This window comes from Bradyrhizobium sp. UFLA06-24 (assembly GCF_054967145.1).
Map to the genome: position 1 here is coordinate 1 of NZ_JADFUE010000031.1, position 13,515 is coordinate 13,515.

A 13,515-nucleotide genomic window follows, 5' to 3' on the forward strand; every position below is an offset into this window, starting at 1 on the left:
TCCGGCGACGCCCGGCACCTGTACCGGCCTGATCTACGACGACAGCAAGGTCGTCCGGTCGTCAGTCGGTGTCGGCCTGATCTGGGCCTCGCCGTTCGGTCCGCTGCGCTTCGACTACGCGGTGCCGCTGACCAAGGGCAAGTATGACCGCACGCAGGAATTCCGGTTCGGCGGCGGCACGACGTTCTAATTCGATCAGCAGGGCATGATCCGGCCGCTTTGGGAAAACCTTGCGGCCGGCGCCAAAAAGATCGTGCTCAATCCGTGAGATAAGGCATGATGCGGCTTGGCCGCTTCATGTCGAAGCCGGACCGCGACGAGGTGGAATGGCGCAGCCGACCTTCTTCAAGAAACCGCCGGCCGCAACGCTGGCTGACATCGCTGCGCTGACCAAGGCGCAACTGGTCGATCCCAGCAGGGGCAGCCACGTCATCACGGGCATCGCTTCACTCGACGAAGCCGGCCCGATGCATTTGGCGTTCTTCGACAATCTCAAATATGTCGATGAGCTGAAAGCGACCAAGGCCGGCGCCTGCCTGGTCAGCCCCCGCTTCGAGGCCCAGGTCCCGCCGCATGTGACGGTGCTGCGGGCGGCGCAACCGTTCCGTGCCTTCGTCGGGCTTGCGCGGGAATGGCACGCCGATGCACTGCGCCCGCAGTCCTGGTTCGGCAACGACGGCATCGCGCCGTCGGCCATCATCGATCCCTCGGCGCGGCTGGAGGACGACGTGATCGTCGAGCCGCTGGCCGTCATCGGTCCCGAGGTCGAAATCGGCAGCGGCACCGTGATCGGGGCCGGCGCGGTGCTTGGTCCCGGCGTCAAGATCGGCCGGGACTGCAATGTCGGCGCCCGCAGCGCCATTCAGTGCGCGCTGATCGGCAACAATGTGCTGATCCATCCCGGTTGCTCGATCGGCCAGGACGGCTACGGCTTCATTTTCTTTGGCCCCGAGGGCCATCTGAAGGTGCCCCAGACCGGCCGCGTGCTGATCCAGAACAATGTGGAGGTCGGCGCCGGCACCACCATCGACCGCGGCTCCCTGCGCGACACCGTGATCGGCGAGGGCACCAAAATCGACAATCAGGTCCAGATCGGCCACAATGTGACGATTGGCCGGAACTGCCTGTTGGCAGCCCAGATCGGGCTCGCGGGCAGCCTGACCATCGGCGACAACGTGGCGCTGGGAGCGAAGGTTGGCATCAACAATCACCTCAAGATCGGCGACGGGGCCCAGGTCACCGCGATGAGCGGCGTCAAGGACGACATCCCGCCAAATGGACGCTGGGGCGGTTTTTTTGCCAAGCCGACCAAACAATGGTTCAAGGAAATCATCGCGGTGGAGCGCCTGGTACGCGACAGCAAGGCCGATCCGAAGGACGAGGGACGGGAATGACGGCGGAATCACCTGTGAAATTCGAGCTGGTGGACATCAATGCGATCCTCCAGACGCTGCCGCACCGTTTCCCGATGTTGCTGATCGACCGGGTGATCAACATCCGGGCCGACTACAGCGGCATCGGCATCAAGAATGTCACCTTCAACGAGCCGGCGTTCCAGGGCCATTTCCCTGAGCGTCCGGTCTATCCCGGCGTCATGATGATCGAGGCGATGGCGCAGACCGCCGGCGTGATCGGCATCAAGTCGGTCGAGGGCACCGAGAAGCCGCGGGCGGTGTATTTCCTCACCATCGACAAGTGCAAGTTCCGCAAACCCGTGCTGCCCGGGGATACCATCGAGTATCACATGCGCTCGCTCGGCCGCCGCAAGACGATGTGGTGGTTTCACGGCGACGCCAAGGTCAACGGCACGGTCGTCGCCGAAGCCGATGTCGGGGCGATGCTGACCGACTGAGGCGGCTTGCCGAGCGCGGCCACAGTTCAAGCGTTGGATGAGATGGTTGATCCAGCGGCATGGCTGGTTCAGGCGGCTTCTGAAATACGCCGAGATCATACGTCACTGGACAGATCGGGCGCAGTCGCGCTAACCAGCGGAAAGCTGAGCAAGTTCAACACATAGTCAGACCTTCTTGATAAGTAAGATCGCTTGATGAGTAAGATCGACCCCACCGCGCGGGTGGAAGACGGCGCCGTGATCGGCGAGGGCACCGAGATCGGGCCCTTCTGCGTCATCGGTCGCAACGCCCGGATCGGGGCCAATTGCAAGCTGATCGGGCAGGTCACAATCATCGGCCACACCGCGGTCGGCGATGGCTGCGTGATCTCGCCATTCGCGGTGCTCGGCGGCGCGCCGCAGGATCTCAGCTACAAGGGCGAGCCGACCACGCTCGAGATCGGTTCCGGCAACGTCATCCGCGAAGGCGCGACCATGAATGTCGGCACCGTCAAGGGCGGCGGCAAGACGCGCGTCGGCAACGACGGCTATTTCATGAACAACAGCCATGTCGGCCACGACTGCATGGTCGGCAACAACGCGATCTTCGCCACCTCGGCGACGCTCGGCGGCCATTGCGAGATCGGCGACGCCGTCTACATCGGCGGGCTGTCCGCGGTGCACCAGTTCACCCGGATCGGCTCCTACGTGATGGTCGGCGGCCTCTCGGGCGTGCGCGACGACATCATTCCGTACGGGCTTGCCAACGGCCAGTATGCCGTGCTGGAGAGCCTCAACCTGATCGGCATGAAACGGCGCAAGTTCACCAAGCAGCGGCTCGCGACCGTGCGCGGTTTCTACCAGAAGCTCTTCCACGGCCCCGGCACGTTCGCCGAACGGCTGGAGGCGGTGCGGCCGCTTGCGAGCGAAGATCCCGCGATCGCCGAAATCCTCGGCTTCATCGGCAAGGGCAAGCGCCCGCTGTGTCTTCCCACCGTCGAGAAGTGATGCTGCAATGGCCGCGGAAATGACATCGGCGGCTCCTGCGATTTCATCACCGGTCGGCGTGGTCGCGGGCGGCGGCGCGATGCCGTTCGCAGTCGCCGAGTCGCTCGCCGCGCGCGGCATCACGCCGGTGCTATTCCCGCTGCGCGGCGCCTGCGATCCCCTACAGGTCGAGAAATTCCGCCACCGCTGGATCTCGGTCGGCCAGCTCGGCCGCGCCATGCGGCTGTTCCGCGAGGAGGGCTGCCGCGACCTGATCTTCATCGGCACCCTGGTGCGGCCTTCGCTTACCGAGATCCGCTTCGACATCAAGACGCTGCGGCTGCTCGGCAACGTCATCCGCGCCTTTCGCGGCGGCGATGATCATCTGTTGTCCGGCGTCGGGCGGCTCCTCGAGCAGGACGGCTTTCGCATGGTCGGCATCAAGGACGTCGCGCCCGACCTGCTGATGCCGGAGGGCTGCATCAGCCGGGCCTGGCCAGCCGACAAGGCCAAGGGCGACATCGAACGCGGGCGCGCGGTGCTCGCCGCGCTCGGGCCGTTCGACATCGGTCAGGCCGCGGTGGTGATCGACGGCCACGTGGTGGCGGTCGAGGACATCGAGGGCACCGATGCGCTGCTGGCGCGGGTCGCACGGCTGCGCGAGGAAGGGCGTATCCGCGCCGCCACGGGACGCGGCGTGCTGGTGAAGGCGCCGAAGAGCGGCCAGGATCTGCGCTTCGACCTGCCGACGATCGGCCCGCGCACCATCGAGGGGGTCGCCAGGGCCGGTCTTGCCGGCGTCGCCGTGATCGCCGGCAACACCATTGCCGCCGAGCCGCAGGCGATGATCGCGCTGGCCGACGCCAAATATCTCTTCGTCGTCGGTTTGCCCGCGTGATGCAGACCCGCGATCCCATCAGAAAGATCTTCCTGATCGCGACGGAGGAATCCGGCGATCGGCTCGGCGCCGCGCTGATGAAGGTGCTGCGCCAACGCCTCGGCGAGGGCGTGCAGTTCGAAGGCGTCGGCGGCCGCACCATGGCGCGCGAGGGGCTCGAGACGTTGTTTCCGATCGAGGAGCTGTCGATCGTCGGCTTTGCCGCGGTGCTGCAGCAGCTGCCGAAGATCCTGCGATTGATCCGCGAGACCGCGGATGCCGTGACCGACGCCGCGCCCGATGCGCTCGTCATCATCGACAGCCCCGATTTCACCCATCGCGTCGCCCGCCGTGTGCGCGCGAAGAATCCTGACATCCCCATCATCGACTACGTCTCGCCCTCGGTCTGGGCCTGGCGGCCGGGCCGGGCGCGCGCGATGCTCGGCTATGTCGATCACGTGCTCGGTCTGCTGCCGTTCGAGCCGGAGGAATACCGCAAGCTGAAAGGGCCGCCTTGCAGCTATGTCGGCCATCCCCTGATCGAGCAATTATCCTCGCTGCGGCCCGATGCGAACGAGCAGAAGCGCCGCGACAGCGAGCCGCTGGTTCTCTTGGTGCTGCCGGGCAGCCGTCGCAGCGAAATCCGGCATCATCTCGGCTTGTTCGGCGCGGCGCTCGGGCGGTTGCAAGCCGAGGGCTGCGCATTCGAATTGATGCTGCCGACCATGTCGCATCTGGAGGCCACCGTCCGCGAGGGCGTGGCGAGCTGGCCGGTCAAGCCGCAGATCGTGGTGGGCGAAGCCGAGAAGCGCGCCGCCTTCCGGATCGCGCGCGCGGCGCTGGCGAAGTCCGGCACCGTGACGCTGGAGCTCGCGCTCTCAGGCATCCCGATGGTGACGGCCTATCGCGTCGGCGCGATGGAGGCGTTCATCCTGCGCCGCGCGATCCAGGTGCCCTCGGTGATCCTGGCCAATCTCGTGATCGGCAAGGACGTGATCCCTGAATTTTTGCAGGAGGATTGCACGCCGGAGAAGCTCGCCGGCGCCCTGTCCGAGGTGTTGGCGGACACCCCGATGCGCCGGCGACAGGTCGAAGCCTTCGCGCAGCTCGACACCATCATGTCGACCGGCAACAAATCGCCGAGCGTGCTCGCCGCCGACATCGTGCTCGCGACGATACGGAAGGGGACGGTCCTGTAGGGTGGGCGAAGCGAAAGCGTGCCCACGCATTTTCGCGATCGAGAGAGATGGTGGGCACGGCGCAAGGGCGCCTTTGCCCACCCTTCGGCACTTCCCGTGCCGTCAGGCCAACCCGCCGTCCACCCTGAAGCACTGGCACGTGACGCGCCGGCTCGCATCTGAGGCGAGGTACAGCGCCATGTCGGCGATGTCCTCCGGCGTCACCGCATCGGGAATGGCCTGGCGGGTGCGCATCTCGGCAATCTGCCGCTCGTCCGGATACCACAGCTTTCGCTGCCGCTCGGTGATTACCATCCCCGGCGCGATCGCGTTGACGCGGATCCGGTCGGCCCCGAACTTGCGCCCCAGCGAGTTGGTGAAGCCGACGATCGCCGCCTTCGCCGCGGCGTAGACCGGCAGCGCCGGCGCGCCGCGCATCCAGGCCACCGAGGACATGTTGATGATCGAACCGCCGCCGCGCGCCTGCATCTGCGGCACCACGGCTTGCGCCGCAAAGAAAACGTGCTTGAGGTTGACGCCGATCATCCAGTCGAAATCCTCCGGCGTCACGTCTGCAAGCACCTGGCGCTGGTCATTGGCGGCGTTGTTGACGAGGACCGCGGCATCGCCGAGCGATGCGCGCACCTCTGTCAGCGCGACGCGCAGGGCGTCGATGTCCAGGAGGTCGCAGCGCACGAACAGCGGTGCCGTGCCGGAGGTTTTCGTCACCTCCTGCGCCAGCGCTTCGCCGGCCCCCGTATCGATGTCGAGGAAAGCGACGCGCGAGCCCTGAGCGGCGAATGCCCGCACGAAAGCGGCGCCGATGCCGCTGGCGCCTCCGGTGATCACCACGACGCGATCTCTGAGGCCGGCATAGCTCGTCTGGGTCATGCGATCAGTCGCTCCGTCTCGGGGTCGAACAGGCAGATGCGTCGGGTGTCCAGCGCGAAGGCGGCGCTGGAGCCCGATGCGGGCCGGATGTCCGGCGAGATGCGCGCCTGCGCCGGCTCGCCGCCAAGCCGCAGCAGGACGATGGTCTCGGCGCCGGTGGGCTCGACCAACTCGACCGGCGCAGTGACGATGACGGGCGCCTCCGCAGCACCCGAGAACACACGGTCGCCCTCGGCAATGCATTCCGGCCTGATCCCGAGCACCACCTCGCGGCCGACATAGGACGCGGCAGCCTCATAGCCTTGCAGGCGCAAACGCACTTCGTCCGGCCGGCCTGCGCCGATCACCGCCACTGGGCCGCTGCTATCTGCCTCGAGCCGAGCCGACATCGTGTTCATGGGCGGCGAGCCCATGAAGCGGGCGACGAACAGATTGGCCGGATAGCGGTAGACCGTGTCAGGGTCGGCGAATTGCTGCACCACGCCCCGGTGCATTACGGCGATACGGGTCGCCATCGTCATCGCCTCGATCTGGTCGTGCGTGACGTAGATGATGGTGGCACCGATGCGTTGGTGCAGCCGCTTGATCTCCATGCGCATCTCGACGCGCAGCTTGGCGTCGAGATTGGAGAGCGGCTCGTCGAACAGGAAGAGCAGGGGATCGCGCACCAGCGCCCGGCCCATCGCCACGCGCTGGCGCTGACCGCCGGACAGTTGCGCCGGCTTGCGGCCAAGCAGGGGCTCGATCTGCAGCAATTTGGCGACACTCGCCACCGCCTTGTCCTGCTCCGCTTTGGGGACGTGGCGGCATTCCATGCCGAAGGTGATGTTCTGGCGCACCGTCATCGACGGATAGAGCGCATAGGACTGGAACACCATGGCGATGTCGCGGTCCTTGGGTGGGACGTCGTTGACGACACGTCCGCCGATTTCCACGCTGCCTGCGCTGGGGTGATCGAGCCCGGCGACGATGTTGAGCAACGTGGACTTGCCGCAGCCGGACGGCCCGACCAGCACGGTGAATTCGCCGCTCTCGATGTCGAGATCGATGCCTTTCAGCACCTCCAGATTGGCGTAGCGCTTTGACAGGGCGCGAATGCTCAGAGCTGCCATGACACATCCATCATTTCACGGCCCCGGCAGTGAGGCCGCGTACGAAATACCTGCCGCCGAACAGATAGATCAGCAGCGTAGGCAGTGCTGCGATGATCACCGCAGCGCTCTGCACGCCATGCTGCGGGATATCGGCGACGGCGGCGGACAGCGCGATCAGCGCGGCGGTGACCGGCTGTTGCTGACCGGTCGTGAATGTCACGCCATAGAGAAACTCGTTCCAGATATGCGTGAACTGCCAGATCACGGTGACGACCAGGATCGGCGGCGAAAGCGGCAGGATGATGCGCCAGAAAATGCGAAAGAATCCCGCGCCATCGATGCGCGCGGCCCGGATCAATTCATGGGGAATGGCGACATAGTAGTTTCGGCAGAACAGCGTCGTGAAGGAGAGCCCCTGGATCGTGTGGATCACCACCAGCCCCGTCAGCGAATTCATCAGGCCCGTGTCGCGCAGCACGATGGTCCATGGCAGCAGACGCATCTGCTGCGGAAGGAAGATGCCGAGCGTGACGATGCCGTAGATCCAGCTGTCGCCGCGAAAACGCCAGAGTGACACCGCGTAGCCGGCCACGGCGCCAAGCAGGGTGGAGAAGATCGTCGCGGGGATGGTCACGAGCGCGGAGTTCAGCATATACGGCCGGATGCCGGCGCAGGTCTCGGCGACGCAGAATCCGCTCCAGGCGGCGGCGTAGTTGCTCCAGGCCAAGTGCTGAGGCCAGCCGATCATCGAGCCCTGAGCGATCTCCTCGTTGGTGCGGAGCGAGTTCAGAACCACAACGGCCAATGGCGCAAGCCATGCTGCGGCGATCAGCGAAACGACGAGGTAGATCACAACCCGGCTTGGGGCGAAGGTTCGCTCACGCATGGTTCGTCCGCCGCCGCTGGATGTAGCGCCACGCCGCATAGGGCAGCAACACCGCGAGAAGGATCAGCAGCATGAGCACTGCGGCCGCGGCGCCCCGTCCGAGCAGGCTGCGCTGGAACATCAGGTCATAGACAACGAGGGCCGGCAGCTGGGTCGCTATGCCGGGACCGCCATTGGTGAGCGCGCGGACGAGGTCAAACGTCGAGATCGCGAACTGCAGCTGAATCACGATGACGGTAATGGTGATCGGCCAAAGCGTCGGCAGGATGACGCGCCGGTAAATCCTGAGAGGTCCGGCGCCGTCGATCTGCGCGGCCTTGACCAAGTCGGCATCGACGGAGCGCAGGCCGGCGAGGAAGAGCGCCATGGCAAAGCCGGAGGATTGCCAGATTGCTGCGATGACGATGGTCCAGATGGCCATGTCACGGTCGATCAGCCAGTCGAACCGGAACGTGGTCCAGCCGAGATCGTGGACCAGCTTCTGGATTCCAAGGCCAGGATTGAGCAGCCAGCTCCAGACCGTGCCGGTGACCACGAAGGACACCGCCAAAGGGTAGAGGAAAATGGATCGCAGCACGTTCTCGCCGCGAATGCGCTGATCGAGCAGGATCGCGAGCAGGAGGCCCGTGACCAGGCTGAGCAGCACGAAGGCGACGCCGAATAGCAGCAGGTTATCGAACGCAATCTGCCAGTTCCGCGACGCCAGGACGGCGTTGTAGTTGCGCAAGCCCACCCAGCCCGTGACGGGGACAAGCGTCGAGGGTGTGAACGAAATCCAGATCGTCCAGATCGAGAACGCAACCAGGTGCGCTGCCGAAAGCAGCAGCGGCACCCAGATCATCAGAACTTCGGGCAGCCGGCGCACCATGTCAGTGGCCGCCGGCCGTCCGGGTCTTGTCGAGACGGCGAAGCTCAACGTGCGCTCTCGACGGCCTCGGCGAGGCGGGTGGCCGCTTGCTCCGGCTTGATGGTCTTGTTCTTCACAAACTCCGTGATCACATCGATCATGGCTGCCGTCATGCCGTTTTCCTGCGCCATGTTGTGCGCAAGACTGAGGACGGCCTGGTTGCTGGCGATCGCGTCTTTCAGGGCTGCTGCGGTCGTCCGTTGACCGTCCGACCAGCCTTCGCCCGAGAGATCGACGTCGGTGCGGACGGGGATCGACCCGGTGATCTGGGAATACATCGTCTGGATCGCCGGATCCATGACGAGCTGGGCCATCAACGTCTGGCCGGCCTGCAGGTCCGCCTCCTTGCGCTGCCAGAAGATGAAGGCATCGGCATTCAACAGAAAGACCGGCTTGCCGTTGTCGCTGGGGCCCGGGACGATGGTGAAGTCTTCGAACTTGAAACCGGCATTGCGCAAGACGCCCTGCGCCCAGCCGCCCATGATCATCATGCCCATGTCGGCCTCGACGAAGCGCTTCAAATTGGTCGAAAAGTGCTGGGCGCCGACATTGGGATCCATCCAATCGGCGATCTTGCGGACCTGCGCGAACGCAGCCTTGATCTCGGGAGCCTGCAGCGCCTTCTCGTCGAGATTCATGATGGCCGCGCGGTAGACGGCGGGGCTGATGCCGGCCAAAGCGGCCTCGAACTTCTGCCCGTCATCGGGGCGCGTTCCGCCGTTGGCGACCGGATATGGCACGCCTCCCGCTTTCATCTTCTCGGCGAGCTCGTTGAAGTCGGCCCAGGTGACGGGGATCTTGTCAGCCTTGGCCTTGTCCATCGCGCGTTTGGAGAGAAACAGCATGTTGGTGCTGTAGATCTGCAGCGGCAGCGCGATCCACTTGCCTGCGGGCTTGTGCAGTCTCGCAAGGTCCGGCGCGACGACCTTTTCGTAACCGGCCGCCGAGACGAGGGCGTCAAGATCGACGGTCGGCGCAATCTTCGACCAGGCCGCGATCTCGGGGCCCTTGAGCTGCGAGCAGGCCGGCGGATCGCCCGCGATGATCTGCGCCCGCAGCTTGTTCATCATCTCGGTGGTGAAGCCGGGGACGGGCGAGTGCTGCCAGACGCCGCCCTTCTCCTCGAACTTCTTGCCGAGCGCCGTGATCGCCGCCCCATCGCTGCCCGCCGACCATTGCGAAATCACGGTCAGGCGCGGCTTGACCGCGCCTTGCGCGCGGACAAAGGCCGGCAGCGCGAGCGCAGCAGCAGATCCAGCGAGCAGACGGCGCCTTGTTGTCGTGATCGGCATGGCAAGTTCCTCCCGGGTGTGAAAGTTCTGGCGCGAGAGCCGCGCATTCGGATTCTTTCAGGCGGCCTCCGTCGATGCGGCCGGCATGCCGCCGCTTCTGGTCAGGCAGAACGCGGCGAAGGCGAGCGCGGCCTGCGGATCGTTGCCATTCGAGGGCGGCACGAAGGCGAGCGACACCCGCGCCAGTGTCCGGCCACCCAGAAGACAGGCATCGATCCCGTCGATGATGGCCTTTCGATCGTCTTCTGCGAGAAGGGATGGCCAGCCGCTGATGACGACGCCGCGGCAGGGCTTCACGTTCAGCGTGTTGCCGATGGCAAGGCCAAGCCTGAACAGCCGCTGGCGCAATTCCCGACGCGTGCGCGATGTGAGCGGGATTGTGGTCATCCATTCACTGCCGAGCTGGAGCAGCTCGGCTTCGGTGGTCCCCAGAAGCGCGGCCAGGGCCGGCAGCGACGTATAGGCCTCGACGCAGCCGTGGTGACCGCAGCGGCAACGCGGGCCGCCGGGTTCGAACACCATGTGGCCAAGCTCGACCGGCTCGAGCGCATCGCCCTCGTTCGGATCATCCATCCACGTCCCCGCGACGCCCTGGCCGACAAATACGAACAGATGCGCATCGCTGAATGGATAATTGTGCGTGCGACAACGATGAAAGGTCGCGTGCGCCACCACCGAATTGGCGAAGGCGACCGGGACGTCCGTGAACAATTCGCCGAACATCTGGCCGATGCGTTCGACGTCACAGGGAATGATCGGGTTGCCCGATACGCTCAGCCGGCCGAGGCCCGGAATGGTGACGCCGATCTGTGCGAGGCTGATGCGCCGCCGCCGCGTCCACTCGCGCAGCAACGTCAGCGCTTCGCGAAACACCCGGCCAACGGACTCGGATGTCATTCTTTTCGGCAACGGCACTCGCTCGCTGTAATGCAGCTCGCCCGCAAGGCCGCCGACGCCGACGCTGAGGTGCTGGCTGGTGAGCTCGAGGCCCGCGAGCGCGACGGTCCCATCCAGCGAGACGAGGCCGGTCGGGCCGCCGACATAAGGGGCAGGGCGCCTGATTTCCTCGATCAGGCCTTCGGCTTTCAGGTCAAACAGGATGCGCGACAGGCTCGCTTCCGACAGGCGCACGGCCTTGGCCAGCGGCGGCCGGAACGAGCCTCCCGACTGAAGCAGGTGAGTCAAAATGGCAGCGCGCGTCTGCCGCCGACTTCTCGGCTGCTCCGACATTTCCGTCCCTGACGTCATTCTTACTTAGTGTAAGAATTTGCGCGCGGAGCCTTTCGCCTGTCAAGCGCTTGCGGGTGCAACGCGTCGACTTGTTGTTGTGCGTAGCAGCAAGGTCAGGAGAGGCGCGCGACGTCGACGAGGATCCGCTTGCGGTTGGCCGGGTCGACCAGGACGGGCAACTCGCGTCCGGGAGCCGTGCGGCGTTTCCGGCGGTCCGGGCTGCTGAATGACATGCGCGTGACCGCTTCCCAGCCTGGTCCGCCGTCGGGATCGCTCACGCGGACCGTGATGTCCCACGTCCCGCCGGGCGCACTGCTCGGCCCAGCCTCACACGCGGTCAAGACCGTTGCGATGGTGGGGACCAGGCCGAGGGCTGCGGCACCGCCTGCCAGCGCGATCTCCGTCTGCTGTGGCGTCAGGCCGTTGACCAGCGACGGCGATGCTGCGGCATGCACCGTCTCGCGCCAGACGCGAGGGAACGGGCGACGGCCGCCGGCGGCCGCCTCTGGCTCGCCGCGCAATTGCGCCGCAAGCTTGTCGGCGGCTTCGGGCCCGGTCGGCACCAAGTCCCATTCGATCCTGAAACGCGTGGGATCGGCGAGATCCACGGTCACGGGGAGCATCATCCCGTGGCGCGGCCATTTCGTCTTGGGGACGTCATAGCCGCTGTAATGTACGGCTGTCGCCGCGAGACGTTCGGCGGTGATGACCCCGTCCATCTCGCACCGGGGGTAAAGAACCATCTCGCCGCCCGCATCAGGGAAGGGCGAGCAGGCCACGACCTCTAACCATCCATCGACCGGGTTGGTGATCCGCATCCGCTCGCCCCGTGCTTTGCTTATCTTCCTGTGGTCTTGCCAAACGAAAACGGCGCCATCGTAAGATGGCGCCGTCTCGAGAGCCGTGTCGGCTGAAGACTTACTTGCGATCGTTGATCGCGACGTAGTCGCGGCGGGCGACGCCGGTGTAGAGCTGGCGCGGACGGCCGATCTTCTGCTGCGGATCCTCGATCATCTCGCTCCACTGGCTGATCCAGCCGACGGTGCGGGCGACCGCGAACAGCACGGTGAACATCGAGACCGGGAAGCCCATCGCCTTCAGCGTGATGCCCGAGTAGAAGTCGACGTTCGGGTAGAGCTTGCGGTCGATGAAGTACTGGTCGCTGAGCGCGATCTTCTCGAGCTCCAGCGCCACCTTCAGCATCGGATCGTCGCCATGGCCCATCTCCTTGAGCACGGCGTGACACATCTTCTGCATGATCTTGGCGCGCGGATCGTAGTTCTTGTAGACGCGGTGACCGAAGCCCATCAGGCGGACTTCAGAGTTCTTGTCCTTCACCTTGGCGATGAACTCGGGGATCTTGTCGACCGTGCCGATCTGATAGAGCATGTTCAGCGCGGCCTCGTTGGCGCCGCCATGCGCCGGGCCCCAGAGGCAGGCGATGCCGGCTGCGATGCACGCGAACGGATTGGCGCCCGAGGAGCCGGCGATGCGTACCGTCGAGGTCGAGGCGTTCTGCTCGTGGTCGGCGTGCAGGATGAAGATCTTCTCCAGCGCGTCGGCCAGCACCGGGCTGACCTTGTAGTCCTCGCAAGGCACCGCGAAGCACATGTTGAGGAAGTTCTCGGCAAAGCCGAGCGAGTTCTTCGGATACACGAAGGGCTGGCCGACCGTGTACTTGTAGGCCATCGCCGCCAGCGTCGGGATCTTCGCGATCATGCGCATGGAGGCGATCATGCGCTGCTTGGGATCGTTGATGTCGGTGGAGTCGTGATAGAACGCGGCGAGCGCGCCGACGGCGGCCACCATGATCGCCATCGGATGGGCGTCGCGGCGGAAGCCCTGGAAGAACCGGGCCATCTGCTCGTGCACCATCGTGTGATGGGTCACGCGGTAGTCGAAATCCTTCTTCTGGGCGGCGGTCGGCAGATTCCCGTAGAGCAGCAGATAGCAGGTCTCCAGGAAGTCGCCGTGCTCGGCGAGCTGCTCGATCGGATAGCCGCGGTATTCCAGCACGCCCGCGTCACCATCGATGTAGGTGATCTTGGACTGGCAGCTCGCCGTCGAAGTGAAGCCGGGATCGTAGGTGAACAGGCCGGACTGGCCGTAAAGCTTGCCGATATCGACGACATCGGGCCCGACGCTGCCGCTGAGGATCGGGAGATCGTAGTTCTTATTTCCAACCGTCAGCGTCGCGGTCTTTGGGCTTTCTTTTGCGTCCATCAGAGGTCCCCGATGTATGGTGAAACGGGCCGGAGCCGGAGTCCCCCAAGGGAGATTATGGGGCAGGCCGGATGTTCCAGAATGTGCGGCAAGATGGGTATATTATTGCTGTGTGCGCT

14 protein-coding genes are annotated in these 13,515 nt (G+C 65.1%); 6 read left to right on the forward strand and 8 right to left on the reverse strand.

Features of this window, described 5'->3' with window-relative positions:
• The 6 genes from IF809_RS23305 to lpxB all read left to right on the forward strand — a co-directional run.
• The coding region (locus tag IF809_RS23305) for a BamA/TamA family outer membrane protein (protein ID WP_462838682.1) at positions 1-190 on the forward strand (190 nt) is incomplete at its 5' end.
• Positions 191-326: 136 nt separating this feature from the next.
• A complete protein-coding gene (lpxD, locus tag IF809_RS23310) occupies positions 327-1,394 on the forward strand; it encodes a UDP-3-O-(3-hydroxymyristoyl)glucosamine N-acyltransferase (RefSeq protein ID WP_453978711.1) in 1,068 nt (355 codons plus the stop codon).
• The gene (gene fabZ, locus IF809_RS23315; RefSeq protein WP_128966488.1) at positions 1,391-1,852 is read left to right on the forward strand and encodes a 3-hydroxyacyl-ACP dehydratase FabZ; all 462 of its coding nucleotides are present in this window, start codon (positions 1,391-1,393) and stop codon (positions 1,850-1,852) included. The genes lpxD and fabZ overlap by 4 nt, the downstream gene beginning before the upstream one ends.
• A gap of 195 nt (positions 1,853-2,047) precedes the next feature.
• A complete protein-coding gene (lpxA, locus tag IF809_RS23320) occupies positions 2,048-2,839 on the forward strand; it encodes an acyl-ACP--UDP-N-acetylglucosamine O-acyltransferase (protein WP_462838683.1) in 792 nt (263 codons plus the stop codon).
• Between the two features lie 19 nt (positions 2,840-2,858).
• The gene (locus IF809_RS23325) at positions 2,859-3,716 is read left to right on the forward strand and encodes an LpxI family protein (protein ID WP_164939024.1); all 858 of its coding nucleotides are present in this window, start codon (positions 2,859-2,861) and stop codon (positions 3,714-3,716) included.
• Complete coding sequence (gene lpxB, locus IF809_RS23330) at positions 3,713-4,894, forward strand: lipid-A-disaccharide synthase (RefSeq protein WP_462838684.1); 1,182 nt, start codon at positions 3,713-3,715, stop codon at positions 4,892-4,894. Before IF809_RS23325 ends, lpxB begins: the two co-directional genes overlap by 4 nt.
• A 102-nt stretch (positions 4,895-4,996) precedes the next feature.
• Here lpxB and IF809_RS23335 read toward each other — a convergent pair whose 3' ends face one another.
• The 8 genes from IF809_RS23335 to gltA form a co-directional block, all read right to left on the reverse strand.
• Positions 4,997-5,764, reverse strand: a complete 768-nt coding sequence (locus tag IF809_RS23335) for an SDR family NAD(P)-dependent oxidoreductase (RefSeq protein WP_453978714.1) — start codon at positions 5,762-5,764, stop codon at positions 4,997-4,999.
• A complete protein-coding gene (locus tag IF809_RS23340) occupies positions 5,761-6,876 on the reverse strand; it encodes an ABC transporter ATP-binding protein (protein WP_453978715.1) in 1,116 nt (371 codons plus the stop codon). The genes IF809_RS23335 and IF809_RS23340 overlap by 4 nt, the downstream gene beginning before the upstream one ends.
• A gap of 10 nt (positions 6,877-6,886) precedes the next feature.
• Entirely contained in the window at positions 6,887-7,744 is an 858-nt protein-coding gene (locus IF809_RS23345; RefSeq protein ID WP_453990726.1) for a carbohydrate ABC transporter permease, read from the reverse strand.
• The gene (locus tag IF809_RS23350; protein ID WP_462838685.1) at positions 7,737-8,660 is read right to left on the reverse strand and encodes a carbohydrate ABC transporter permease; all 924 of its coding nucleotides are present in this window, start codon (positions 8,658-8,660) and stop codon (positions 7,737-7,739) included. The genes IF809_RS23345 and IF809_RS23350 overlap by 8 nt, the downstream gene beginning before the upstream one ends.
• Positions 8,657-9,943: an ABC transporter substrate-binding protein gene (locus IF809_RS23355; protein WP_462838686.1), complete on the reverse strand. Its 1,287-nt coding sequence runs from the start codon at positions 9,941-9,943 to the stop codon at positions 8,657-8,659. Before IF809_RS23355 ends, IF809_RS23350 begins: the two co-directional genes overlap by 4 nt.
• A 57-nt stretch (positions 9,944-10,000) precedes the next feature.
• Positions 10,001-11,173: an ROK family transcriptional regulator gene (locus IF809_RS23360; RefSeq protein ID WP_453978719.1), complete on the reverse strand. Its 1,173-nt coding sequence runs from the start codon at positions 11,171-11,173 to the stop codon at positions 10,001-10,003.
• 113 nt (positions 11,174-11,286) lie between these two features.
• Entirely contained in the window at positions 11,287-11,991 is a 705-nt protein-coding gene (locus IF809_RS23365; protein WP_462838687.1) for a hypothetical protein, read from the reverse strand.
• Positions 11,992-12,091: 100 nt separating this feature from the next.
• Positions 12,092-13,396, reverse strand: a complete 1,305-nt coding sequence (gene gltA / locus IF809_RS23370; RefSeq protein ID WP_453978721.1) for a citrate synthase — start codon at positions 13,394-13,396, stop codon at positions 12,092-12,094.
• Between the last annotated feature and the right edge of the window lie 119 nt (positions 13,397-13,515).